The 23,548-nt window shown below is 52.3% G+C and carries 20 protein-coding genes; 12 read left to right on the top strand and 8 right to left on the bottom strand.

Going from position 1 to position 23,548, the window contains the following annotated elements; translation table 11 throughout:
- Window positions 1–112 precede the first annotated feature (112 nt).
- The 4 genes from rsmB to GOC95_RS13355 are packed head-to-tail and all read left to right on the top strand — an operon-like array spanning window position 113 to window position 5,394.
- Complete coding sequence (gene rsmB / locus GOC95_RS13370) at window positions 113–1,402, top strand: 16S rRNA (cytosine(967)-C(5))-methyltransferase RsmB (protein ID WP_275357714.1); 1,290 nt, start codon at window positions 113–115, stop codon at window positions 1,400–1,402.
- Complete coding sequence (locus GOC95_RS13365; RefSeq protein ID WP_194748820.1) at window positions 1,380–1,955, top strand: DUF4390 domain-containing protein; 576 nt, start codon at window positions 1,380–1,382, stop codon at window positions 1,953–1,955. The genes rsmB and GOC95_RS13365 overlap by 23 nt, the downstream gene beginning before the upstream one ends.
- 4 nt (window positions 1,956–1,959) lie before the next feature.
- Complete coding sequence (locus GOC95_RS13360; RefSeq protein WP_275357713.1) at window positions 1,960–4,122, top strand: ATP-binding protein; 2,163 nt, start codon at window positions 1,960–1,962, stop codon at window positions 4,120–4,122.
- Between the two features lie 9 nt (window positions 4,123–4,131).
- On the top strand, window positions 4,132–5,394 hold the full coding sequence (locus tag GOC95_RS13355) for a response regulator (protein ID WP_194748818.1): 1,263 nt from the start codon (window positions 4,132–4,134) through the stop codon (window positions 5,392–5,394).
- A gap of 38 nt (window positions 5,395–5,432) precedes the next feature.
- On the opposite strand, the gene GOC95_RS13350 is transcribed toward GOC95_RS13355, so the two are convergent.
- Window positions 5,433–5,813 carry a DoxX family membrane protein gene (locus GOC95_RS13350; protein ID WP_194748817.1) on the bottom strand — a complete coding sequence of 127 codons (381 nt, stop codon included), beginning with the start codon at window positions 5,811–5,813 and terminating at the stop codon, window positions 5,433–5,435.
- An 84-nt stretch (window positions 5,814–5,897) separates the two neighbouring features.
- Between GOC95_RS13350 and GOC95_RS13345 the strand changes: the two genes are divergently transcribed.
- The 3 genes from GOC95_RS13345 to GOC95_RS13335 all read left to right on the top strand — a co-directional run bounded on the left by GOC95_RS13345 (window position 5,898) and on the right by GOC95_RS13335 (window position 7,414).
- Window positions 5,898–6,338 carry a GNAT family N-acetyltransferase gene (locus GOC95_RS13345; RefSeq protein ID WP_275357712.1) on the top strand — a complete coding sequence of 147 codons (441 nt, stop codon included), beginning with the start codon at window positions 5,898–5,900 and terminating at the stop codon, window positions 6,336–6,338.
- A gap of 47 nt (window positions 6,339–6,385) precedes the next feature.
- The gene (gene fae, locus GOC95_RS13340) at window positions 6,386–6,928 is read left to right on the top strand and encodes a formaldehyde-activating enzyme (protein ID WP_275357711.1); all 543 of its coding nucleotides are present in this window, start codon (window positions 6,386–6,388) and stop codon (window positions 6,926–6,928) included.
- Between the two features lie 84 nt (window positions 6,929–7,012).
- Complete coding sequence (locus GOC95_RS13335) at window positions 7,013–7,414, top strand: RDD family protein (protein ID WP_275357710.1); 402 nt, start codon at window positions 7,013–7,015, stop codon at window positions 7,412–7,414.
- Window positions 7,415–7,432: 18 nt separating this feature from the next.
- Here the strand turns inward: GOC95_RS13335 and lptG are convergent, their stop codons facing one another.
- Both lptG and lptF read right to left on the bottom strand, forming a co-directional pair.
- Window positions 7,433–8,527 (bottom strand): LPS export ABC transporter permease LptG, encoded by a 1,095-nt coding sequence (gene lptG, locus GOC95_RS13330; RefSeq protein WP_275357709.1) that lies wholly within the window; start codon window positions 8,525–8,527, stop codon window positions 7,433–7,435.
- Window positions 8,524–9,633: an LPS export ABC transporter permease LptF gene (gene lptF / locus GOC95_RS13325; RefSeq protein ID WP_275357708.1), complete on the bottom strand. Its 1,110-nt coding sequence runs from the start codon at window positions 9,631–9,633 to the stop codon at window positions 8,524–8,526. Before lptF ends, lptG begins: the two co-directional genes overlap by 4 nt.
- An 88-nt stretch (window positions 9,634–9,721) precedes the next feature.
- Between lptF and GOC95_RS13320 the strand changes: the two genes are divergently transcribed.
- The 3 genes from GOC95_RS13320 to GOC95_RS13310 are packed head-to-tail and all read left to right on the top strand — an operon-like array spanning window position 9,722 to window position 12,603.
- Window positions 9,722–11,203 carry a leucyl aminopeptidase gene (locus GOC95_RS13320; RefSeq protein ID WP_194748807.1) on the top strand — a complete coding sequence of 494 codons (1,482 nt, stop codon included), beginning with the start codon at window positions 9,722–9,724 and terminating at the stop codon, window positions 11,201–11,203.
- 5 nt (window positions 11,204–11,208) lie between these two features.
- A complete protein-coding gene (locus tag GOC95_RS13315) occupies window positions 11,209–11,637 on the top strand; it encodes a DNA polymerase III subunit chi (RefSeq protein WP_194748806.1) in 429 nt (142 codons plus the stop codon).
- A gap of 12 nt (window positions 11,638–11,649) precedes the next feature.
- A complete protein-coding gene (locus tag GOC95_RS13310; protein WP_275357705.1) occupies window positions 11,650–12,603 on the top strand; it encodes a hypothetical protein in 954 nt (317 codons plus the stop codon).
- Here the strand turns inward: GOC95_RS13310 and xth are convergent.
- On the bottom strand, window positions 12,600–13,376 hold the full coding sequence (xth, locus tag GOC95_RS13305; RefSeq protein WP_275357703.1) for an exodeoxyribonuclease III: 777 nt from the start codon (window positions 13,374–13,376) through the stop codon (window positions 12,600–12,602). The genes GOC95_RS13310 and xth overlap by 4 nt on opposite strands.
- A 277-nt stretch (window positions 13,377–13,653) precedes the next feature.
- On the opposite strand from xth, the gene GOC95_RS13300 reads away from it, so the two are divergent.
- Window positions 13,654–17,343, top strand: a complete 3,690-nt coding sequence (locus tag GOC95_RS13300) for an EAL domain-containing protein (protein WP_275357701.1) — start codon at window positions 13,654–13,656, stop codon at window positions 17,341–17,343.
- Window positions 17,344–17,507: 164 nt separating this feature from the next.
- Here the strand turns inward: GOC95_RS13300 and GOC95_RS13295 are convergent, their stop codons facing one another.
- Window positions 17,508–18,392, bottom strand: a complete 885-nt coding sequence (locus GOC95_RS13295) for a TorF family putative porin (protein WP_194748802.1) — start codon at window positions 18,390–18,392, stop codon at window positions 17,508–17,510.
- Between the two features lie 384 nt (window positions 18,393–18,776).
- Here GOC95_RS13295 and GOC95_RS13290 point away from each other — a divergent pair, with 384 nt between their 5' ends.
- The gene (locus GOC95_RS13290; protein ID WP_275357699.1) at window positions 18,777–19,763 is read left to right on the top strand and encodes a helix-turn-helix domain-containing protein; all 987 of its coding nucleotides are present in this window, start codon (window positions 18,777–18,779) and stop codon (window positions 19,761–19,763) included.
- 15 nt (window positions 19,764–19,778) lie between these two features.
- Here GOC95_RS13290 and eutC read toward each other — a convergent pair whose 3' ends face one another.
- The 3 genes from eutC to eat form a co-directional block, all read right to left on the bottom strand.
- Window positions 19,779–20,579, bottom strand: a complete 801-nt coding sequence (gene eutC / locus GOC95_RS13285) for an ethanolamine ammonia-lyase subunit EutC (protein ID WP_275357698.1) — start codon at window positions 20,577–20,579, stop codon at window positions 19,779–19,781.
- A 1-nt stretch (window position 20,580) separates the two neighbouring features.
- On the bottom strand, window positions 20,581–21,978 hold the full coding sequence (locus GOC95_RS13280) for an ethanolamine ammonia-lyase subunit EutB (RefSeq protein ID WP_275357696.1): 1,398 nt from the start codon (window positions 21,976–21,978) through the stop codon (window positions 20,581–20,583).
- A 66-nt stretch (window positions 21,979–22,044) separates the two neighbouring features.
- Window positions 22,045–23,391: an ethanolamine permease gene (eat, locus tag GOC95_RS13275; protein WP_275357694.1), complete on the bottom strand. Its 1,347-nt coding sequence runs from the start codon at window positions 23,389–23,391 to the stop codon at window positions 22,045–22,047.
- Window positions 23,392–23,548: the final 157 nt, after the last annotated feature.

Below are 23,548 nucleotides of genomic sequence, written 5' to 3'. Positions count from 1 at the left end.
TTCAACAGACAAAAAAGGCTTTCGCAAGAAAGCCTTTTTTATTGTGTGTGTTTTTGTCTGTGTATTTTGGGCGCATCAAGTAGAATAGTCTTTTTTTCACCAGAGTCTTCTTTTGCAAGTTGCCCAGCTCATAGCCGCATCTGCGGTGGCCGAAGTGTTGGCCGGACATAACCTGACTGTTTCCATGCCCAAGGCATTGCGCAGGGTCAAGTCAGCGACGCCGCAACAGCAGGCGGCTGCACAGGATTACAGTTACCTCACCTTGCGCTTGTATGCCGAAGCCGCGGCTTATTTGCAGGCGCTGACGGCCAAGCCCGTGACGGATGCACGTGTACACGCGCTGTTGCTGGTTGCCCTGTCGCAGCTGTTGCATGGGGCCGAAGATGATTTTACGGTGGTCAATCAGGCTGTGGAAGCCGCGGGCAAAACCGGGCTGCGCTGGGCAAAAGGGCTGGTTAATGCGGTATTGCGTAATTTTTTGCGCCAACGGTCAGCCTTGCAGGCGCAAGTGAGTCAGTCGGAAGCGGTGCAATTTAACTATCCGCAATGGTGGATTGATACCCTCAAACAACAATATCCTCAGCATTGGCAGTCGATTCTGACCATAGGCAACAGCCACCCCCCCATGACGTTGCGCATTAATCTGCGCAAAACGGATGTCGCCAGCTATATGCAGGCGCTGGATGATGCGGGGATTGCGGCGCAAGCGCTGGGCGGTACGGCGATTCAGTTGCAGCAGCCGTTGCCGGTGCACAAGCTGCCGTATTTTGATCAAGGCTGGCTCAGTGTGCAGGATGCCGGCGCACAGTGGGCGGTTCCTTTGCTGGATGTGCAAGCAGGCATGCGCGTGCTGGATGCCTGTAGCGCGCCGGGCGGTAAAACTTGTCACTTGCTTGAAGCCAGTGATATTGACTTGCTTGCCCTGGATGTGGAGGCAGAGCGCCTGCGCCGTGTCCACGACAACCTGCAGCGTCTGGGCTTGCAAGCCAAGGTCAGGACAGGCGATGCGGCAAAAGCCGACTGGTTTGATGGTCAGTTATTTGACCGCATTCTGGCTGATGTGCCCTGCAGCGCCTCAGGCATCGTGCGCAGGCATGTCGATATGAAATGGTTGCGTCGGCCACAGGATTTGACGGTATTTGCCCAGATGCAACAGCAAATATTATTGAATTTGTGGCATATGCTGGCAAAAGGCGGTAAATTGCTGTACGTCACCTGTTCGATTTTTCAACAAGAAAATGAAATGCAGATTCAACAGTTTTTAACCATGCATGCAGATGCGGTCAGGTTGCCAGTGCAGTTTGATGCCTCGGATCTCCCTTGCCAGCAGTCCATTGGTGGGCAATTGCTGCCTACTGCAGCGCATGACGGATTGTTTTATGCGCTTTTACAAAAACATTAAATATTATTCGGCGCTTTTTTTTCTGCTGACCATGACAGCATTGGCACTGGCTGCCAATAACAATCATGCCCATGTCAAAAGTGCCGAGCTGGTATTGCGTGAAGATACCTGGGCGCTGGATGCGGATCTGGACATCCATTTTGGCCGCGCGCTTGAGGAAGCTTTGAGTAAGGGCATCGCCCTGACTTTTTTGTATGAATGCCAGATCATCAAACCCATGAAGTACTGGTTTGATGATGAGGTGGTGACCGAGCGTCGCGCCGTCACGCTCAACTATCACGCGCTGACCAAGCAGTATCTGCTTAATTATCCGCAACAGCAAAAAGGATTCGACAGCCTGGCTGAAGCCAGGCGTGAGTTGGGCCTGATCCGCGACTGGCGCTTGACGCCGCATGCCACGCTAGAAAAAAATCAGCCCTATCAGGCGGCGCTCAAAATGCATCTGGACACCAGCAAGCTGCCTAAAGCCTTGCAGCTGGATGCACTGGGCGAAAGTGACTGGGAGCTGGTCACGCCGACGTTTAGCTGGTGGGTAAAGGACACCCAGCGTTAGCCCTATGCGGTATGTCCTGATTTTGTCCATTCTACTGGCGGCAGCCCTGCTGTACCTGCTGTCTCTCGCCAGTGCCAACACCGCCATCAGTGGGGATTATTACCTGATCCTGCTGTATATCAATGCTGGCCTCGCCGTGTTGTTGCTGGGGGTGATTGCCTACCAGTTACGCCATCTTTACCAGACCACCAAAGCCAAACAGGTAGGCAGCAAGCTGAATTTCAGATTGCTGGTGTCTTTTGCCCTCATGGCATTGATTCCTGGCATGATCGTTTATCTGGTTTCTGTGAACTTCCTGTCACGCTCGATTGAGTCTTGGTTTAACGTCAAAGTCGAATCCGCACTGGATGGGGGTCTGAATCTGGGGCAACGGGCGCTGGATATCATGCTGGAGGACGTCAAGGAAAAGGCGCAAAGCATGGCGGTCTCGCTATCACTGCAAACGGCCCGCTCACATTATGGACAACTGAACGATCTGCGTGAAAAAGCCGGCGTTCAGGACGCGGCATTACTGACCCCGCAAGGTGCGATTCTGGCTGTCAGCAGCTCTGACCCCAGCAGCTTTTTACCCGAACTGCCTTCTGTGCCGCAGTTGCGCCAGGCACGTAGCCGTATCTACGGCAAAATCGAGCCTATCCCCGGCAAAGGCTTGTACATGCGCGTGCTGATTCCGGTGGAGTCCTTGGGGATCACGGGCGAGATGCGTATTCTGCAATTGATGCAACCGGTGCCCAAGGCGCTCTCGAATACTGCCGAATCGGTGCAGGAGGTCTACCGCGAGTACCAGACCTTGTCGTACAGCCGGCAGTCACTCAAAGACATTTTCATGCTGACGCTGACCATGATTTTGCTGCTGTCCATGCTGGGCGCATTGACCATCGCCTTTGCACTGAGTCGGCGCATGGCGCAACCCTTGACTGTGCTGGCAGAAGGGACGCGGCTGATTGCCAGTGGCGATTATTCGCAGCAGCTGCCCTCATTTGGTAAGGATGAGCTGAGTGTGCTGGTGAAGTCGTTTAACAGCATGACGCGCCAGTTACAGGAAGCGAAAAATGCCTCCGAGCAGAGCCGTCAGCATGTGGAGTCTGCACGTGCTTACCTGGAAGCTATTTTGTCGCACCTGAGCTCAGGCGTGATGACCATTAATGAACAGGCGGAGCTGCGTGTTTACAATCTGGCTGCCACCAATATTTTGGGGATTTCGCTGGTGGGCTTTAAAAACAAAGTCTTTACCGACATTGCGGCCGAAAATGATTACCTCACGCCTTTTACAGCGTTGGTGATGCAGCACTATGAAGACACGTTGCAATTTGACCATCATGAACGGCATTTAAGCAGCCAGATCGAAATTGAAGGCGTGCATGGCAAGCAGATGCTGATGCTGCGGGTGACGCGGTTGCCGGAAGGGGCGGGGCACGGCCTGGTAGTGGTGTTTGATGATGTGACCGCCATGGCGCAAGCCCAGCGCGATGCCGCCTGGGCCGAGGTAGCCAGACGGCTGGCGCACGAAATCAAGAATCCGCTGACACCGATACAGCTGTCTGCCGAGCGCTTGCAGCTGAAGCTGCAGGACAAACTGGAAGAAAAAGATGCGGAGATGCTGTTTAAGTCTACCGATACCATCGTCAACCAGGTGCAGGCCATGAAGAATATGGTCAATGAATTTAGTGAGTATGCCAGAACGCCTGCCGCCCAACTGGTAAGGCTGGATTTGAATTCCTTGATCCGCGATGTGAGCCGCCTTTATAACGCCTCTGTGGTCAAGCTGGTGCTGTCCCTGCATGAGCAGCTGCCCGAGATTTATGCCGATGCCACCATGATGCGCCAAATCCTGCATAACCTGCTGCAAAATGCCCAGGATGCATTGGTGCAAACTGAACAACCGCAAATTGTGATCTTGACCGATTATGATGGCGAGCGTATAAAATTGTCAGTGACGGATAACGGCAGTGGTTTTCCCACCGAGGTGATGGCGAGGGTGTTCGAACCTTACGTCACAACCAAGTCACACGGTACCGGGTTGGGATTGGCTATTGTCAAAAAAATGATAGAAGAGCAGCGTGGACAGATACGCATTGATAATCTGCCACAAGGGGGCGCCAGCGTCACCATCAGCTTGCCGGTCGATAAACAACAACAACGTCGGCGCGTTGAGCGCATCGTGTAAGGAAGTACCATGGCTTCACGTAATATTTTGGTCGTCGATGATGAAATCGGCATCAGGGAGTTATTAAGCGATATCTTGCGGGATGAGGGGCACGTCGTGCGCCTGGCAGAAAATGCACAAATTGCCAGGGACGAGCGGCTCAAGCAGCGACCGGATCTGGTGTTGCTTGATATCTGGATGCCCGATTGTGATGGCATCAGCCTGCTTAAAGAATGGGCCAATGCCGGCTTGCTGACCATGCCGGTGATCATGATGTCTGGGCATGGCACCATAGATACCGCGGTCGAGGCCACTCGCCTCGGGGCGTTCGACTTCCTCGAAAAACCGATTGCCTTGCAAAAGCTGCTCAAAACCGTAGGCGCAGCGATCAAACATACCGAGCATCTGGCGCATACCGAAATTAACCTGTCCAGCTTTGGCAAAAGTGCCGTCATTCAGGAGCTCAAGCAGCGCTTGGAGCAGCTGGCGCGCCATAAAAACACCTTGTTCCTGATTGGTAAAAAAGGCGGCAGTGTGCCATTGTGCGCCAAGTTTTTGCGTCCGCAGAATACGCCGTGGGTGGCCTTGACCGAGTATGAGAAGCTGGTCACCGCACCGATGGAAATTCTCGAGCAGGCCCGCGAAGGCGTGGTGTTTGTGGATGAAGTCACCAGGCTGGGCAAGACCGAACAAAAAGGCCTGCACCTGCTCATCAATAAATCCGAAAAATACGGGGTACGCGTGATTTGTGCCAGTGAGCATGGCTTGCCGCAACTGATTGAAAAAGCCATGCTGGAGCAGGCCTTGCTGCAAACGCTGGCCGGGTCAGCGGTCAAGGTGCCTTGCCTGGATGAGCACAAAGAGGATATTCCCGATCTGGTCAATGCGATGGCGACCTTGATGGTTGAAGCCAGCAAGATTGACTACAAGGCGTTTGATGTGGCGGCGCTGAATGCGCTGCGCAATGCTGACTGGCCTGGTGATTTGGACGAGCTGGAGTCCGTGGTACAGAACCTGCTCATGACCAGTTTGGGTGAAAGCATTACCCAGACCGATGTGCAGCGTGTTCTGGCCAATTTTCAAGGGCAGCGCGGCGAGTCGTCCGAGCAGCATATGCCGCTTAATCTGGATCAGCCTTTGCGTGAAGCGCGCGATGACTTCGAGCGTTTTTACTTCCAGTACCACATGCGGCTGGTCAAAAATAATATGAGCCGGTTGTCAGAAATTTCGGGGCTGGAGCGGACACACCTCTATCGCAAGCTCAAACAGCTGGGGATCAAAATCAAGGGATAAAAAAGCCGGGCTAACCCGGCTTTTTACGACTGAATCGTTTATTTGTTGCGGTTATCCAGACTGCAAGCAGTTTGCGGATAAATACTCAATAACCACATGCCACCGGCGATGCCCAGGTAGGCAAAAAACGCGTCCAGCGAAGCCTGGCCCAGCACCAGTGCCATAAATACCGCCAACACGCCCAAAACGCGTGCAGATAGTTGGGTTTTGTACCCCACGATCAGCAACAGACCAAACACAAACTGAATGAAAATCAGCAATGGTGCAAACACGGCTGGCAGGCCAAATTGCCCTAACATCATTTGGTATTGCAGATAACCATCAGGCGTATTTAAAATGGCCATCAGCTTTAAAATCACCACCCCAAAAAACACCAGCCCCAGTAAAATCCTGGCCGCTGCGGTTTGAAAACGACACATAACTTTTCCTCAAATCCTGTTTTAATAAAGGATGTATGATGCCTGCGGGCTCTGACAATTGCAATATTTGCTCTGGAGGCTGTCATGTCTGTAAAGCGCATTGAGCTCCGAATCAGCACACTGAGTAAGCAAGATCCTTTATGGGCAGACTGTAGCCGGATACGGCAACAGGTCTTCATACATGAACAACAGGTGCCCGAAGCGCTGGAGTGGGATGCTGCGGATGACACTGCAGTGCATCTGTTAGCGCATTACGCGCATGATGCCGTGGCATGCGCCCGCGTTCTGCCCGGGGGCTATATTGGCCGCATGGCGGTATTGCCCGCATGGCGGCGGCGAGGAATTGGCGAGGCCATGCTGTTGCAGGCAATACAGATCTGTCGGCAATGGGAGCTCAGCGATGTGCGCTTGTCGGCGCAGAGGCATGCAATTGGCTTTTATGAGCAAGCCGGGTTTGTGGTTTGCAGCGAGCCGTATCTGGATGCCAATATCCTGCATGTCGATATGCAGCTTGAACTGATATAATTATGGTTTGAATTTTCTCCAACATCCAGACATACAAAGGAATTCTCATGTCAAAAATCGTATTTAAAGCGGGTGAAGCTACCGTGTTTTCCGAAGGCAAGGACGTGACCGCCGCGATGCCAGAAATCGTGATCGGTGCCGTGGACGGCCCAGTGGGTACGGCTTTCGCGAACATGATGGCGCAAACCAAAGGCCACACGGCCATGTTTGCCGTGCGTGACATCAACCAGATGGTGCGCCCAGCGACCATGATGGTGCCAAAAGTCACCTTGAAAGATTCCTTGAATATCGAATTGTTCGGTGGTGTGGTGCAAGCTGGTGTGGCTGATGGCATTACCGATGCAGTGATCGAAGGCATTATTCCTAAAGAGCTGGTCAATGATCTGTGCATTATTGCCTTGCTGTGGATTGATCCGGGCTGTGCCAAAGAAGCCAATCTGGACAAAGCCGATCTGTACAAAAACAACTACGAAGCGATCAAGCTGGCCTTGAAGCGCGCATTGAACGACGAGCCTAGCATTGATGAGCTGATTGCTAACCGTCACAAAATCAAGCACTGCATGTGGGAAGATAGCTGGGATCAGAAATAAGTCAGGATCCCCTGTTTATCCTGTGTGAAATAGGCCCCGCATGTGCGGGGTTTTTGTTATCCGGTGAAAGTGGGCAGGCGCGCAATGAAATATTTAATTAAACGATATCTGGCCGTGATCTACGAAGCTTTGTTGATGCTGGCCTTGGCCTTGGCACTGACCGCCGCTTATGTGCTGGTGGTGGGGGATGCCAGTCATGGCTGGCGGCGTGTAGGTTTGCAGATGCTGTTGTGGCTGTCGATAGGCGCTTACTTTGTGCGCTGTTGGGTGGTGACCGGACAAACGCTGGCCAGCCAGACCTGGAAGCTGAAAGTGATAGATGCCGAGGGCAGTTTGCTGGACTGGCGCCTGGCTTTGCTGCGCTATGGGGTGGCAACACTGTTGTTGCTCCCGGCTGGGCTGACATTGTGGTGGGCAGTACTGGATCGCGAGCAGCAGTTTTTGCATGACCGGCTGCTTGGCTCGCGGATAATCAGCATCACATAAGCACGAGTCAGGCGGGTTTTAACGCCGCTCTACGTAGTAAAGCATGCCCAGGCCGACCAGCAAAAACAGTAGCGTCGGGCTGATGGCACTCACCAGCGGTGGCCAGTCATTGAGCACACCCAAATGCACGAACACGCGGTTCATGATCTGGTAGACCACGCCCAGAAAAATACCGGCAAAGATTTTGGCGCTGATGCCACCGGCACGCTGTTGCAAAAAGCCAAACGGTAAGGCCAGTACCACCATCACCAAACATGCCAGTGGATAGACCAGCTTAGCCCACAGTGCGACCTGATAGCGGGTACTGCGTTGTCCATTTTGATGTAAGTATTGAATGAAGCTATACAGGTTCCAGGCCGACATTTTTTCTGGCAATACTAGCAGCACATTCAACAGTTCTGGCCGGATCAGTGACTCCCAGCGCGTCTGCTTGAAAAACTGTGAGGTGATCGAGTTATCCTGAATCTGTTTGCTGTGATTGATATTGGTCTGGGTGACGTTAGACAGCACCCAGTGGTCATCCTGAAAGTAGCCTTTCTCGGCATGGCTGATATGCTTTAACTTGAACTGGGGGTCGAAATCATAAATGCGGATATCGACCAGGCTGGTGTCTGGCATGACCGAGCTGACATTGACAAAACTGCTGCCGTCTTTAATCCAGAGGCCGGATTGAAAGTCCTGCGCGACGACGGAATCAGTGGCTTGAATACGGATGCGCTGCGCCAGTTTTTCACTGATGGGTGCAATGATCTCGCCAATCAGAAAGGTCACTAATGCAAACACTAGGCCAATTTTAAGCAGAATCATGGCAATGGATTGCAATGAAATGCCGCTGGTGCGCATGACAATCAGCTCCGAGTTCCCTGCCATCGCGCCCAAGGTATAGACGATGCCCAGCAATACGGCGACTGGTGCCACCTCGTATATATGGCCAGGAATACTCAGGGCGACATAGATGAGCATGCTGTTGATGCCATAGTGACCTCGTCCCAGGCTGTCCAGCTCCTGTAGCAGGTCAAAGAACGAAAACATGGCAAGCAGGCCCAACAGCACCAGCATGATGCTGAAGCTGATCTCTTGCCAGAAATAACGGTTTAGACGGGTCAGGGTCATGGCTTAGTGATTTTTGGGGTGCGTTTGAGCCAGCTCGGCATCAGCGGTTTCAGATGTTTGCGTCGGTGGTAAAGATACCAGCCAAGCAGGATAAAACTCAGATGCACGGGCCACAATCCCACCAGTACCGAGATTTTGCCTTGCGTAATCCAGGCCTGAAAAATGCTGAGCAGGTTGTTGTAGATAATAAATATCAGGATCGCAAACATGATGTTGAGCGAGCGGCCTGCGCGTGGATCGACAAAGCTGAGCGGGATGGCAAGCAGGACCATGACGATGGTTGAGATCGGAATCGCCATGCGCCAGTGCAGCTCGGCATGGTCTGCGGCGCTGGCATCGCTCAGCAGCGATTGCGTGGATTTGATCTGCGCGGTGGCGGCGGCGGGCGCAGTCTCTTTGGCTTCGACCCGGATATCATAGCGCTCAAACTCGGTGGTCATGACCTCCAGACTGTTGGGCGTAGTTTCATAGCGTCGGCCATGTTCCAGCCGTAAAAAATTATCACCGTTGCTGGCTTTGTAGCGGCTGCCACGATTCGCAGTAATAATGCCAATTTTGCCGTTTTGTTTGGATTGGACGAACACGTTTTTGACTTCGTAGCCAAGCTTGTCAAAGCTCTCAATAAAGTAAATGCGATCGCCCGCGCTCGACTCCTTAAAGGTCCCGGGGCTTATTGATGACAGTTCATCCCGTTTTTTGAGCTGCTCGCGGTAGCTGTCTGCCTTGCCACTGGCCCAAGGCATAATTATCAGGCTAAACAGACTGATAATGAGCACAATCGGCGCCAGAAACCGCATGATAGGCAAGACCCATTGCCTTAAACTCAGGCCTGCGGACATCCAGATCACCATTTCCGAGTCGCGGTGCCAGCGTGTCAGCGTCAATAGCACGGCCAGAAAAACAGCGAGCGACATCATCATGGGCATGAATTGCACCAGGCTAAAGGTCAGGATGGTGCCAATGGCATCGTTAGGTAAAATGCCTCTGGAGACCTGGCGTACGATATTGCCAGCGCGCTGAGCGACAACGATGCCGAGGATAATCAGGAAGATGGCAGAGGCAGAAGACATGAGCTCTGCAGACAATGCACGTTTGAAAATTTTCAATTTAAATGCACCGCTTTGAAATCAGCATAAAACACTAGATAATACAACCATCACTTAAGCTAGTTGCATGGAACCAAAAAGGATAAAGATGGAATTTAGCATAAAAAGCACTTCCCCGGAAAAATTGCGTACAGATTGCTTGCTGGTGGGCATTTTTGAAGGCCGTAAACTCAGCGATTTAGCCAAGCTGCTGGATGGCGCCACTGAGAAAGCCATCTCGGCGGCCGTCAAGTCTGGCGATATGGAAGGTAAGGCTGGTACCACTCTGATGTTGCGTCAGTTGGCAGGCGTTGCGGCGCCCAGAGTGCTGCTGGTCGGCTTGGGTAAAGCCGATGAGCTGAATCTCAAAGGATTGCGTGCCAGTTTCCGCGCCGCGATTAAAGCGTTGCCAGCAGGCGTAGACCATCTCGCCACCGACTTTGCCGCGCTTGCGTTGAAAAAAGTCAGTGTGCAGCAAAAAACGGCGGCTTTGGCCGAGGTGGCGCTCGATGCCACTTACAAAGTGAATGCGGTCAAAGAGAAATCGGTGGAGCCGCATCCGCTGCAATCCGTCAGCGTGTTGCTTGAAAAATCCGCACAAGCCGAGGCTGAGCTGGGGCTGAAACAAGGGCAGAGCGTTGGCCAGGGCGTGGCGTTGGCTAAAGATCTGGGCAATTTGCCACCAAATATCTGTACGCCCAGCTATTTGGGCAAGCAGGCTGAAAAGTTAGCCAAGGAATATGGCTTCAAGGTCGAAGTGCTGGATCAGGCTGCGATTGAAAAACTCAATATGGGCTCATTTTTAGGCGTGACCCGTGGCAGCGAAGAGCCGCCGCGCTTTATTGTCATGCAGCATTTGCACGGTAAAAAATCGCAAAAACCGGTGGTGCTGGTGGGTAAGGGCATTACGTTTGATACTGGCGGAATTTCACTCAAGCCAGGCGCTGAGATGGATGAGATGAAGTATGACATGTGCGGCGCGGCATCTGTGTTTGGCGTGTTCAAGGCCTTGGGTGAGTTGAAGCTGCCACTCAACGTGGTTGGCTTGATCCCGACCTGTGAGAATATGCCAAGCGGCCGCGCGACCAAACCTGGCGATATTTTGACCAGTATGTCTGGCCAAACAATAGAGGTATTGAATACCGACGCCGAAGGCCGTTTGATTCTGTGTGATGCCTTGACCTATGCCGAGCGCTTTGAGCCTGCCGCGGTGATTGATATTGCAACCTTGACCGGTGCCTGCGTGATTGCACTCGGCCATCATGTCAGTGGCTTGTTTGCCAATAATGACCAGCTGGCCAAAGCGTTGCTGGAGGCGGGGGAGCAAGCCGGTGACCGTGCCTGGCAAATGCCCTTGTGGGATGACTATCAAGCGCAACTGGACAGTAATTTTGCCGACATGGCCAATATTGGCGGGCGCGCCGCCGGCAGTATTACAGCCGCCTGCTTCCTGTCGCGCTATACCAAAAAGTATGACTGGGCACATCTGGATATCGCAGGCACTGCCTGGAAATCAGGCAAGGAAAAAGGCGGCACTGGCCGGCCAGTGCCTTTGCTCATGAGTTATCTGTTGGCGCAAGCCGCACAATAAAAGGCATGACCAAAATTCGTTTTTATACGGATGTGCCGGATACGCCTGCATTGATGCAACACTTAATATCGCAGGCGTTTTCCAGGCAGCGCAGTGTCACCGTCTATTTGTCAGATCGTCAGCAGGCTGAGCAGTTGAGTACTCAGCTTTGGCAGCAGCCGGTTGAAGGCTTTTTACCGCATGTGCTCGCCGATGCCGACCATGCAGCGCTGACGCCTGTGCAGATTGCCTGGGCGCCTGAGCAGATCCGGCAGGATGATTTATTGTTTAACTGCCAAACAGCATTGCCCAAGTTTTTTAGCCGTTTTCGGCATGTGTTCGAAATCATTGGGCAAGACGAAACTGAAAAAGCGGCTGGTCGCCAGCGCTGGGCGTTTTACCGTGATCGGGGCTATGAGATTCAGCATATCAAGTCCATGCAGTCACAAGCATAACGGGGAGGGTGTGTGGAAACTTCAGAAATTCCGGTGTTAACCAAAGTTGTTCAAAAATCTGCGTCGCCAGTGGCCGAGGTGGTCATGCCAGACATGAACGAACTGGTGGCACAGCTCAAACAGGCTTTATTGCCAGAGATCACGCAACTCATCACGACGCAGTTGGCCGAGCAGTCCAGTGAGTCGCTCGCGCAGCACCAGCAAGGGCTGACCCAGTATGCCAACGCGTTGCAACAGACCGTGTTGTCACAGGCACAAACCCAAATCGGCGAAAGCATACAGTCGATTGAGCAAGCTTTTCGTGAAGCGATGGGCAATGTCAGCAAGCAACAGGTGGACGGTTTGGAGGCGAGCCTGAGCGCGCTGACAGAGGGGCAGCTCGCTCAGATGCAACAACGTGAACAAGCGTTTACCGAGGCGCTGGAAAGTCAGTCCGAGCAACAGTTGCAGGCGGTCGAAGATAAGCTGGTCCAGCTGAATGCGTCGCAGCAGGCCACATTTTCCGCTACCGAACAAACACTGCTTGAGCGGTTGGAGGCCAATAGCCAGCAATGGCTGGATGAACGGCTCGCCAGTTTGTTGGCGCAACAGCAAACCGAACTCGAAAGCAGAGTATTGGCATTGCGTAGCCAACTGGAATCAACGTTGGAGACGCATTTGCAGCAATTACAGGAACAAGCCAAGTCTCGTTTGTCCGCCAGCCATGAGCTGGCTGCGGCGACCCTGGCTGCAGACTATAAGCAATCGTTGCAGCAAGTGTTTAACGAACTGTCTGCACAACAACTGGAGGCCTTCAAGCAGGGCATGCAGGACGACTTGTCGGTCAATGCTGCTAGCATGCAAGAAAAAGTCGCTGCCTTGGTGGCGATGCAACTGCAGGCGATGGAAGCCGATATGAACAAACGGCTCAAGTCGCGCATTCTGGAGGTGTTGCAGGGCATCAAGTTTGTGATGCCAACGGTTTAAGGGCTTGCGTTGGCCAGGGTCAGCACCACGGGCGTATGGTCGCTGGGGCGTTCGAGCTTGCGTGGTGTTTTATCTATCACACAGCTTTCGCAGTGTGGTTTGAGGGCGTTGCTGACGAGAATGTGATCAATTCGCATGCCCATATTACGGCGGAAGGCGGCCATGCGGTAATCCCACCAGCTAAACTCGCCTGCCTGATCATTAAACAACCTGAAGCTATCATGCAAGCCTAAGGCCAGCAATTGCTGAAAGGCGGCCCGCTCAGCCGGACTTACCAGCACCTGGCCCAGCCAGGCCTGCGGGTCGTGGCAGTCACGGTCATCTGGTGCAATATTGTAATCGCCAAGAACTACCAGTTTTTCATGTTGACTCAGTTCTGCTTGAAGCCAGCTTTGCAGTCCATTAAGCCATGCCAGCTTGTAATGGTATTTGTCCGAGTCTACTGCCTGGCCATTGACGACATAGGCGCAAATCACCCGAATGCCTTGTATGGTGGCCGCAATAATGCGTTTTTGCGTGTCAGCATAGTCTGGCAAGTCCAGGTGAACAGCCTCTATTGCATGCGGGCTTAGGATCGCCACGCCATTATAGGTTTTCTGGCCGTTATGCACGGCATTGTAGCCAGCCTCTTTGAGCGCCGCATACGGAAACTTGCTATCTTCCTGTTTGGTTTCCTGCAAGCACAGTACATCCGGTTGATTCGCACTGAGCCAGTCCAGCACATGCGGCAAACGCACGGTCAGCGAGTTAACATTCCAAGTAGCGAGTTTCAACCATCTTCCCCTTAAATTCAGTGCAACAAGCCGTGCTGGCGTTGATTTGCCGCTATTTTACACGAGCAACTGAGATCACAGGCAATGCCTGCATGCTGGTCTAAACCGGCTTGTTAACTCACACCCGGAGCATTAATGAGATCAATTCTCCGGATACCTCATGGATTCTGTGTTTATTTCTGCAATCTGTTTGCATATCACTGCCGTATAAATACAGTTGGGCCTGACAGAACACCTCGCATCCAGTCAGGATATCTTTCATGTTGTCTGGATCCGCATGACACGCCGATGGATTGTTTTAGTCTGCACCTCGCTGCTGGCCATGGTTTGGTCAGCATTCGCCTATGCGGCACCCCCGGCTGAGCCTATCCGCTTACAACTCAAATGGCATCACCAGTTTCAATTCGCTGGTTATTACGCTGCCTTGCAACAGGGTTACTACCGTGATGAAGGGTTGGCGGTCGAGATTATCGAGGGTAACCAGTCCATCGATCCCTTAAAGCAGGTCTTGTCTGATCAAGCAGATTACGCCATCGGCGATTCCGAAATTCTGATTTCACGCTTGTCTGGCCAGCCGCTAATCGCTCTGGCCGCCATTTTTCAGCACTCCCCGTATGTGTTACTGAGTTTGCAAAACAGCGGAATCAAGCGGCCTCAAGATCTGATCGGCAAACGCATTATGCTTTCGGGTGAACATGGCCGTTTGCAATTTCAGGCCATGCTATTCAAGCAACATCTGGATATTCACCAAATGACGCTTCTGCCTTATCGCTCAAATCTGGATGATTTGATTGAGGGGCGCGTGGACGCCATGATGGCCTATGCGATGGATGAGCCCATGCAATTACAGCAAAGAGGCTATGCCCCCGCTATTCTTAGCAACCAGGCCTATGGCGCAGATTTTTATGGCGATGTACTGTTCACGACTGAACAGGAGCTGTTGCAACATCCCGCACGGGTTGAGGCTTTTTTGCGCGCCACCAAAAAAGGCTGGAAGTACGCGTTCAATCATCAAGAGGCCATGGCCAATGCGATAGCCAGCATGCCTGGCGTTGCGCAACGCGACATCAATCAACAGTCTCTGTTGCAGGAGGCGCGTTTAATGGCGCCTTATGTGTTGTCTGAGGTGGTGCCCTGGGGACATATGAATGAAGAGCGCTGGCAGTCGATTGCCCAGACCTATGCCGCGCTGGGGCTGGTTCCTGCCAATGCGCAACTACAAGGCTTTATCTACCGCCATGATGTTTCTATAGAACGCCCCTATGTGAACTGGCTAATACGCGGGGTGTTTACACTCGTGCTGGTGGTGGCTGTCACCGTGTTGTGGAACCTGCAAATGCGCAGGCAGGTCTCTGAGCGAACGCGGGCCTTGCAAGAGGAAATTGATCAGCGGCGCCAGACTGAGTATTTGCTCAAAGTGGCGGGCAATGTGGCAAAAATCGGTGGCTGGGTCATAGACCTGCCCACAAAGCGCATGCGCTGGTCTGACGAAGTGGCAGCCTTACATGAATTGCCACCTGGATACTCTCCCAGCCTTGAGGAAGGCATGGGCCTTTTTGTGCCAGCCTATCGGGCGATCATGTCCAGCGCGCTTGAGAAATGCATGTCGGAGGGAACCCCTTATGATCTGGAGCTGGAAAAGGTCACCGTGCATGGCCGCCGGTTCTGGGTGCGCGCAATGGGGCAGGCGTTGCGCGACGAGCACGGCCGGATTGTTCAGGTGCAAGGCTCGTTACAGGATATTACGGTACAAAAACAACTTGAAGCGATCAAGCAGGGACAAGACAAAATACAGGCGATGCTGCTGGCGGATATCCCGTTACCTGAGATTTTGCATGCGGCCGTGCAGCTCATCGAGGCGCATTTTTCCGAGGTCTATTGTGTGATTTTACAAATGGATCAGGATGGGCGGCATCTGCATCATGCCGCCTCGCACCGCTTGCCAGCCAGCTACGCACAAGCGATGAGTCAGCTGCCTGTTGCAGGTTATGGCATGCTCAGTTTGACCCAGAACCGGGTGATAGCCGAAGACATCAGCACGCACCCGCTATGGGCTGACTATGCAGACCTTGCGCTGAAACATGGCTTGCGTGCCTGCTGGAGCTTGCCCATCTTCTCACGCAGCCAACGGGTGCTTGGCATGCTGGCGATGTATCGTCAGTCACGCCACCTGCCAGAGACAGCCGAGCTGGACATGGTCGAGAGTTATGCCCATATTCTCGGGTTGGCGATTGAGCGCGAGCAGGCCGATGAACAATTGAAGCTGTTACAAAGCGGAGTGTCACGGCTGAATGATATGGTGATGATCACTGAGGCGCCGGTACACACCCCGTTACAGCAAAAAATTGTCTTTTTAAATGATGCGTTTACACGTATCACCGGCTTGGCCGTGGACCAGTACAATCATCTTTCGCCGTTTGAGCTGTTTAAAAACAGTACGCCTGCCAACGATTTGCAACGCATTAAGGAAGCCTGGCAGCAGCAATTACCGATTAAAACGGAAGTGGTGACTGTCGATCATCAAGGTAACGGCATTTCATTGGAAATGGATGCCTTGCCGCTGCATGACAAGCGTGGCCGTGTGACGCATTGGGTGGCTGTACTCAGGGACATCAGTGAACGCAAGCGCACCGATGCGCAAATTCGCCAATTGGCCTACTACGACACCATGACCGGCCTACCCAACCGGCTGTTGCTGCAAGACAGGCTGGCGGCCCATATCCGTAAATCCCAACTTAAAAAAACCGGTGGCGCCTTGATGTTTATCGATATTGATAACTTCAAAACACTCAACGATACGCATGGGCATGCAGTAGGCGATGCCTTGCTGATTGAGGTCGCCAAACGCATTAAACACTCTGTGCGGCGGCAGGATACGGTTAGCCGCCTGGGCGGCGACGAGTTTGTGGTCGTGCTCGATAGTTTGGCATCCGCGGCGGACCAAGCGGAAAAGCAGGCGCGCAAAATTTGTGAAAAAATCGTAGGCGCCTTTAAAAAGCCGTTCAAACTCGATCACTACCAGCACTACACCACCCCCAGCATCGGCGTCGTCTTGTTTGATCCTGACATGAGTCAGACCGATGAGCTGCTCAGACGCGCCGATATGGCCATGTATAAAGCCAAAGAGGCCGGCAGAAATGGCTACCGGTTTTTTGATGCGCAGATGGAAGTCGAGCTCCGTCAGCGCGTGGCGCTGGAGGCGGAGTTACATGAGGCCATACAAAAGCAGGAGTTTGTCTTGCATTTGCAGCCACAATATAACCAGCAGCATCAGATGGTCGGTGCAGAAGCACTGTTGCGCTGGCAACATCCTGAACGTGGCCTGATCATGCCCGGTGAGTTTATTGCCCTCGCCGAATCTAGCGGACAAATTGTCGCCCTGGGGCGCTGGGTCTTGCAGCAGGCCTGTGCCTTATTGCAGCAGTGGGCATTTCATCCGCAACTCAGTCAAATGGTGGTGGCCGTGAATGTCAGTCCCAAGCAGTATCTGCAATCAGCATTTGTCACGGAGGTGCAGCAATTGCTGACCGAAGCCAACATTGCCCCAGGCCGACTTCAACTTGAGTTGACGGAAAGCATGTTGATCGACAATGTGGAAGATATCATCGCCAAAATGACCGCGCTCAAAGCGGCGGGTGTCAGTTTTTCGCTGGATGATTTTGGCACGGGCTATTCTTCATTGTCTTACCTCAAGCGCTTCCCGTTTGATCAGCTCAAGATCGACCAGTCGTTTGTACGCGACATGTTACAGGGGCAGGATCACCAAAGTATCGTCAATGCCATTATTTCACTGGGGATCAGCCTGCAACTCGACGTATTGGCCGAAGGGGTAGAGACCGAAGCGCAGCTCGACCTTCTCACCCGTTTGGGATGTAATACGTTCCAGGGCTATTACTTCTCCGTTCCGCAGCGTACGCAGGATTTTGAACGTTTAGTCGCAACCGGACAGTCTGTCATGACAGGCTGATGCTTGGCAGCGCCAGCATCTAACGCGCCTTACATAAAAAAACTCCCGGTCAACCGGGAGTATGAGAGAGGACTGTGTGTGGTCGCTAACGGCCTGGAGTGGCGCTCCAGGCTGCGCCAGTCGCATCAGACTGACGCGCGACCACGGATCAAACGCGGTGTTGATCAGAAGGTAGAACTCAGCGTGATTATCCAGCGATTATCTGTCAGGTCTTTGGACCGGCTTCCGCCATTAAAACTGGAGCCACCGTAACCTTGGGGACTCCAGTAGCCAGTGTCATTCGCCCCCACATAGTACACGCCAAGGTTCAGCCCAGTCGTATTCGCTACTGCCAGCGTTTTACTCAATCCAATTTTGTAGTCAGTGTTGTCTGGATTCCCTTTACCAGCAGAGTAGTCACCATAAGAGAGTGGTGTTACCTTGGCCGCTACATCAAGCATACCAACGTGTCCCACCAGAATCAGGTCATAAAACGGCAGCGGATAGTTGGCATTTAACTCGATGTAAGTGGAGCCACGGCTATCACTGTCAAAACCGGTACTCTTATTGGCGCCAAACCAGTCCGTGAGCGTGACAGAGGCTTTTGCACTAATCCAGTCATAACTGAGGGCAACATTTGCTTCATAAGTGTCAAAGCGCTGGCTACCCACTCTGGTAACCCCGTCGCTGCGTTTACAGTTACATTTGTTCCAATTGCCGCCTGGATAGAGGTAGCCAATCAGCCCAGCTGACCAGGCGAGCTTTTCAACTGCAGCGAAACTACCATTGTAGCCCGTGTAAATATCAATCTCGGTGGTACTGTCGACATAGGTTTGTGGCGTGATACTAGACCCCCAAACGCCTGCATAAAAGCCGCTCTCATGGGCAAGATCCATCCCGGCCTGAACGGCAGGCTTGTGCCATGACTGAGAGATGCCGCGGGAGTAGTAGTCCGACACAAAGGCCACATTTCTGGACAATGTCCAGGCAGACTTTTCTTCTGCCTGGCTAAGCGTGGAGACGAAACTTGCGGAGACGAGTGCAAGAGCAAAAAGGATAGATTTACGCATAAATAGGGTCCCTGTTAATGAATAATGTGAGCTCATTCTGCGGATTGCAGTCCCCTGCGGCTATCCCAAATCGGCAAAGATGCAGATAAAAATGGTGATGGGAGGTTTGAGGATTAGGTGAGCACCGGATGCGCAGACAGTGCTTTTTGCGCCCATGCAATGCACTAAAAATAGGCGCAGCATGCCTAATTGCACCTGGATTGATAACTTTGTGATGAGGGTAACCAATGCTACGAAATAAAAGCGCGCAGGAAATGCTTTGTAAACCTGCATGGCAAGCTGAATGCTGGGCGGTGTGCTAAAACAGGAGAGTTGGAATGTTATTTGCTAACACAGCACTACAGTTAGCTCACATAATAATAAAGCAGACTCAGGGATACCATAATGTTAGAACACTGCGCGCGCACTGCGGCATTATTGACGCTGCCACAGTCAAACTATTTGCATAGGGAAAGTCAGGATTTTGATGAGCAGTCTCAGTTCCTGCAAGGCTGGCATCAAGATTACTCACAGCTCTCGGCCGGGCACTTTAATGGCTTTTTGACCCATGTGCACTTGCCTGAGGTGTCATTATTCCTTGAATTTACTAATCAGCAACTCCATCAACAAGGCTATCTGGATGAGGAGAAAATCTCTATCGGGGTGCCGATGAATAGCATTGAAAAGGGCATGTTTTGTGGCAGCCTCTGCGAGCAGCAGGCAGTGCATATTTTTTCTGGCAGAAACGGTTTTGAGTTTGTCTCGCCTGCAAACCTCACTATCGGCCTGATTGTGATTTCGAGAAAGTTTCTGATGCAGTACTTGTCAGATGACGATCAGGAGCGACTGGACCAGCAGTGCAAGAGTGCCAAGATTTTATATTTGAGCCAAACAAAGTATCAGAACCTGGTCCGCTTTTTACGTTCTGTATTTGCGACGCTCAAGGCATTGCCCGGCTTTATACAATACCCTACGCTGGTGCAAGAAACACAAATGATGGCTTTGCAAATGGTGGCCGATACATTGCTCTGTGACGATTCGGCGCCAAGGACGGTTTATTATCAGAATCAATCCTGGCAAGTGGTCACCAAAACCAGAAAAATCGTGCGTGAACGCCAGGATGATCCTATCACTGTCGTCGAGTTGTGCGAGTCTTTGGCCATGAGCCACCGTACCTTGCAATATCACTTTCAAAGAACCCTGGAGAAAAGTCCGATCGTCTACCTGCGCACCGAGCGGCTCAATGGTGTCCGCCAAATGCTGAGGCACGCCAATTCTGTGACGGAGGCAGCCACTTCATGGGGCTTCTGGCATTTTGGACATTTTTCGCAGGAATATAAAAAGATGTTTGGTGAAGCGCCCTCTACGACCTTCAAGCGCTTTCATGGATGAGGTGGCGGTTTTGCGTCATTGGCCGGAAGGCGCGTCTTGAATCATAACGACATCGCTTTCATCTTTGAGTGCAACGCCGGACAATTTTAAACGTTTGGCTTCTTTTGCCAGCCATAACAATTTTTTTGCGGCGGCAGCATAACCCAGGCCATCTGGCCTGACATTGGAAATACAGTTCCTGTCCGCATCACTGCGGCCACGTCGTGGTTGATGCGTCAAATAAATCCCCAGACTATCCGGCGAGCTGAGTCCAGGCCGCTCACCAATCAGCATGGCCACCATGTTTGCGCCAAGCATTTCGCCCACTTCATCGGCCAGTGCAACCCTGGCCTGGGAGGCAATCACCACTGGCCCCAGATGCCATTCCGCAGGGGCTTGCGCATGAATTTCTTGCAATAATGGCAGGGCATGATTTTTGATTGCCAGTGAAGACAAGCCATCCGCCACCACCAGTAATAAATCAATGGTTTGTTTTGGTTTGGCGGCTTTGAGGTGTAGCCCGCTGTCTTCACTCAGTTGACGGCCCCAATCGGGCCTTAATAAATAAGAAGCCCGGTCTGGTGCCTTGCTATGAACCTGATGGACATCGACTGACAATGTCGCTTGAATTTGCGCCATCAACGCCTGGGTATCCAGGCCAAGATGAACCGCATCCCTGGCCAATGCGTGGCTCAAGCTGAAATCCAAGACTTCTTGCGTAGGCAGGCTGCTGCCTACCCTGCCGATGGCAATCCGCGCTTGTGTGAAGCTTTTAAGCTGTGACCAGGGGTCTTCACTGACGATGCCAGTACTCGTGTCTGCGGGAGGCTGATGCATATTAAGGGGCATTCATTAATTGTTTGGGTTTATTTTGTAACAGGGCATGGCTATTGTCTACCGGGCGGATCATGCCGGTGTGATCCATCAGGTTCATGCGTTGTAGCCACTGCTCAAACTCCGGTGCTGGCTTCAGGTTGAGCGTTTTACGCAAATAGAGGGCGTCGTGAAAGGAGGTGGTCTGATAATTAAGCATGATGTCATCCGCCCCTGGAATGCCCATGATAAAGGTAATACCAGCCACAGACAGCAAGGTCATCAAGGTGTCCATGTCGTCTTGATCTGCCTCGGCATGGTTGGTGTAGCAGACATCACACCCCAGCGGCAGGCCCAGCAACTTACCGCAGAAATGGTCTTCCAATCCGGCACGGATAATTTGTTTGCCGTCGTACAGGTATTCAGGCCCGATAAAGCCCACCACCGTATTGGTAAGTAAGGGCGAAAAGTGGCGGGCAACCGCATAGGCACGTGCCTCGCAGGTTTGCTGGTCCATGCCAAAATTGGCGTTGGCCGAGAGTGCCGAGCCTTGGCCGGTTTCAAAATACATGACGTTTTGGCCTACCGTGCCGCGTTGCAGTGACAAGGCTGCAGAATAAGCTTCATCCAGAATGGAAAGATTAATACCAAACGTTTTATTGGCTTGTTCGGTGCCGGCAATCGACTGAAACACCAAATCAATCGGCGCGCCTTTTTCGATGAGTTGAATCTGGTTGGTGACATGGGTCAGGATGCACGACTGGGTGGGAATCTCATATTGGTTAATGACTTCATCAACCAGGTAATATAAGTTCATCAAGCCAGGAATACTATCGGTGGCCGGGTTGATGCCGATCACCGCATCTCCGGAGCCATACAATAATCCGTCTAGCAGAGAAGCGGCAATACCGCGGGCATCGTCGGTCGGGTGGTTGGGCTGCAAGCGCACAGACAGCCGACCCGGCAGACCGATGGTATTTCGGAATGCGGTCGTCACTTGGCATTTTTTGGCGACCAGGATCAAGTCCTGGTTGCGCATCAGTTTGCTGACCGCTGCCGCCATTTCCGGTGTGATACCTTTGGCCACCCGTGTCAGCGTGGCGGTATCCGTGGTATCCAGCAACAACCAGTCTCGAAAATCGCCCACGGTTAAATGGCTGATTTCACTAAATGCCTGCGCATCATGCGTATCAATGATTAAGCGCGTCACCTCGTCTTGTTCATAAGGCAGCAGCAACTCCTCTAAAAAGCGTTTGAGCGGCACACTGGCGAGGCACATTCTGGCGGACATCCGTTCGACATAAGTCTCTGCAGCCACGCCTGCGAGAAAGTCGCCAGAGCGCGGCGGTGAGGCTTTTGCCATCACTTCTTTCAAGTCTTTAAACTGATACTGATGTACGCCGACGCTGTAACTGTAAGCCATCTTTTTCTCACTCTCCAAGGAATCAACAGGGGACTCCTTTACGTACCTTGCATGGATTGTCCGCGTTTAACGGTCAGTCGCGGTGTCGCGTTGCCCTTTTGTCAGGCTGAAATAAATATAGCCCACTGCCATCAGCACGGCAAACACCAGCGCCAATGCCTGATTGTAGTAGACCATGGTCAGCAAACTGATCACGGCAAGGCTCAAGGCAATGGCCGGAAACAGCGGATAACCCATGGTTCGGAACGGGCGTTCAAGCTTAGGCTCATTTTTTCTCAGCGCAAAAAAGCTCAGCATCGAAACGATATACATGACGATGGCCCCGAATACCGCCATCGTGATCAAGTTTGCCGTGAGCGTCATGCCATTAAACTGTAAGTCATCACTCAAAATAGCTGCCAGGCCGACCACGGCCCCAGCGATCAACGCGCGATGTGGGGTTCTAAAGCGCGCATGCGTGGCTTCAAAGTATTTGGGCATAAATCCGGCGCGTGCCAGGGCAAAAATCTGCCGTGAGCAACCAAGCAAAATTCCGTGAAAAGAGGCAATCAAGCCTAGCAAGCCAATCCAAACCAGCATATGTAACCAGCCACTGTTCTCACCCACCACCACTTTCATTGCCTGTGGAATAGGATCATTGACATTGGCCAGGGTTCTCCAGTCGCCCACACCACCTGCAAAAAGCATGACACCCATAGCCAGAAACACCAGCGTCAGAATCCCGGCAATATAGGCTTTGGGGATCGTTCTTCTCGGATCTTTGGCCTCTTCTGCCGCCATGGCAACACCTTCAATGGCGAGAAAAAACCAAATGGCAAATGGAATCGCCGCCACCATGCCTGGAATCGCTGCGCTACTAAAAACGTCATTACCTGCCCAGCCATGTGCGACAAAGTTTGTCATCGAGAAACCGGGGGCAACCACGCCCATAAACACCAATAACTCAATAATCGCGAGCAAGGTGACCAGCAGTTCAAAGGTGGCAGCGATATGCACCCCAACAATATTCAAACTGACAAATACAATATAAGCACCCACGGCAAAAAGCTTGGGGTCTATGCCCGGATATTGCACATTCAGATAGGCGCCAATCGCCATCGCAATGGCCGGCGGTGCGAATAAAAACTCAATCAAGGTGGCATAACCGGCAACATACGCCATCTTAGGACCAAAAGCCCGTCTGGCGTAAGCAAACGGCCCACCGGCATGTGGAATAGAAGTAGTGAGTTCGGTAAAACTGAAAATAAAGGTGGTGTACATCAGCGCGATAAAGAGCGTGGTCACCAAAAAACCCAAGGTTCCCGCTTTATCCCAGCCGTAACTCCAGCCAAAATATTCGCCAGAAATCACCAGCCCGACGGCCAGTCCCCATAAATGCCAACCATTCAGCGTTGGCTTTAACGATACGCTCATGACAGCTTCCCCTAGCAATTAAAAATCATGGTCGTATCATGCGAGTTTCGTGTGAATTCAACTATCCCATTTTCGCAATGATGGGTTGCGCGCTATAGATTGCCTAAGGTTGGGCTTGAATCTTACAAGCTTGGGTAATTGCAACGAAGTAAGCTAC

This window comes from Methylophilus sp. YYY-1, from assembly GCF_029132825.1.
Taxonomy (GTDB): Bacteria; Pseudomonadota; Gammaproteobacteria; order Burkholderiales; family Methylophilaceae; genus Methylophilus; species Methylophilus glucosoxydans.
This window is presented reverse-complemented; position numbering and strand designations above follow the sequence as displayed.

Coding starts and splice junctions, on each gene's coding strand:
- GOC95_RS13365 (WP_194748820.1), top strand. CDS start 1,380: ATGCGCTTTTACAAAAACATTAAATATTATTCGGCGCTTTTTTTTCTG.
- GOC95_RS13360 (WP_275357713.1), top strand. CDS start 1,960: ATGCGGTATGTCCTGATTTTGTCCATTCTACTGGCGGCAGCCCTGCTG.
- GOC95_RS13355 (WP_194748818.1), top strand. CDS start 4,132: ATGGCTTCACGTAATATTTTGGTCGTCGATGATGAAATCGGCATCAGG.
- GOC95_RS13350 (WP_194748817.1), bottom strand. CDS start 5,813: ATGTGTCGTTTTCAAACCGCAGCGGCCAGGATTTTACTGGGGCTGGTG.
- GOC95_RS13345 (WP_275357712.1), top strand. CDS start 5,898: ATGTCTGTAAAGCGCATTGAGCTCCGAATCAGCACACTGAGTAAGCAA.
- fae (WP_275357711.1), top strand. CDS start 6,386: ATGTCAAAAATCGTATTTAAAGCGGGTGAAGCTACCGTGTTTTCCGAA.
- GOC95_RS13335 (WP_275357710.1), top strand. CDS start 7,013: ATGAAATATTTAATTAAACGATATCTGGCCGTGATCTACGAAGCTTTG.
- lptG (WP_275357709.1), bottom strand. CDS start 8,527: ATGACCCTGACCCGTCTAAACCGTTATTTCTGGCAAGAGATCAGCTTC.
- GOC95_RS13320 (WP_194748807.1), top strand. CDS start 9,722: ATGGAATTTAGCATAAAAAGCACTTCCCCGGAAAAATTGCGTACAGAT.
- GOC95_RS13315 (WP_194748806.1), top strand. CDS start 11,209: ATGACCAAAATTCGTTTTTATACGGATGTGCCGGATACGCCTGCATTG.
- GOC95_RS13300 (WP_275357701.1), top strand. CDS start 13,654: ATGACACGCCGATGGATTGTTTTAGTCTGCACCTCGCTGCTGGCCATG.
- GOC95_RS13295 (WP_194748802.1), bottom strand. CDS start 18,392: ATGCGTAAATCTATCCTTTTTGCTCTTGCACTCGTCTCCGCAAGTTTC.
- GOC95_RS13290 (WP_275357699.1), top strand. CDS start 18,777: ATGTTAGAACACTGCGCGCGCACTGCGGCATTATTGACGCTGCCACAG.
- eutC (WP_275357698.1), bottom strand. CDS start 20,579: ATGCATCAGCCTCCCGCAGACACGAGTACTGGCATCGTCAGTGAAGAC.
- GOC95_RS13280 (WP_275357696.1), bottom strand. CDS start 21,978: ATGGCTTACAGTTACAGCGTCGGCGTACATCAGTATCAGTTTAAAGAC.
- eat (WP_275357694.1), bottom strand. CDS start 23,391: ATGAGCGTATCGTTAAAGCCAACGCTGAATGGTTGGCATTTATGGGGA.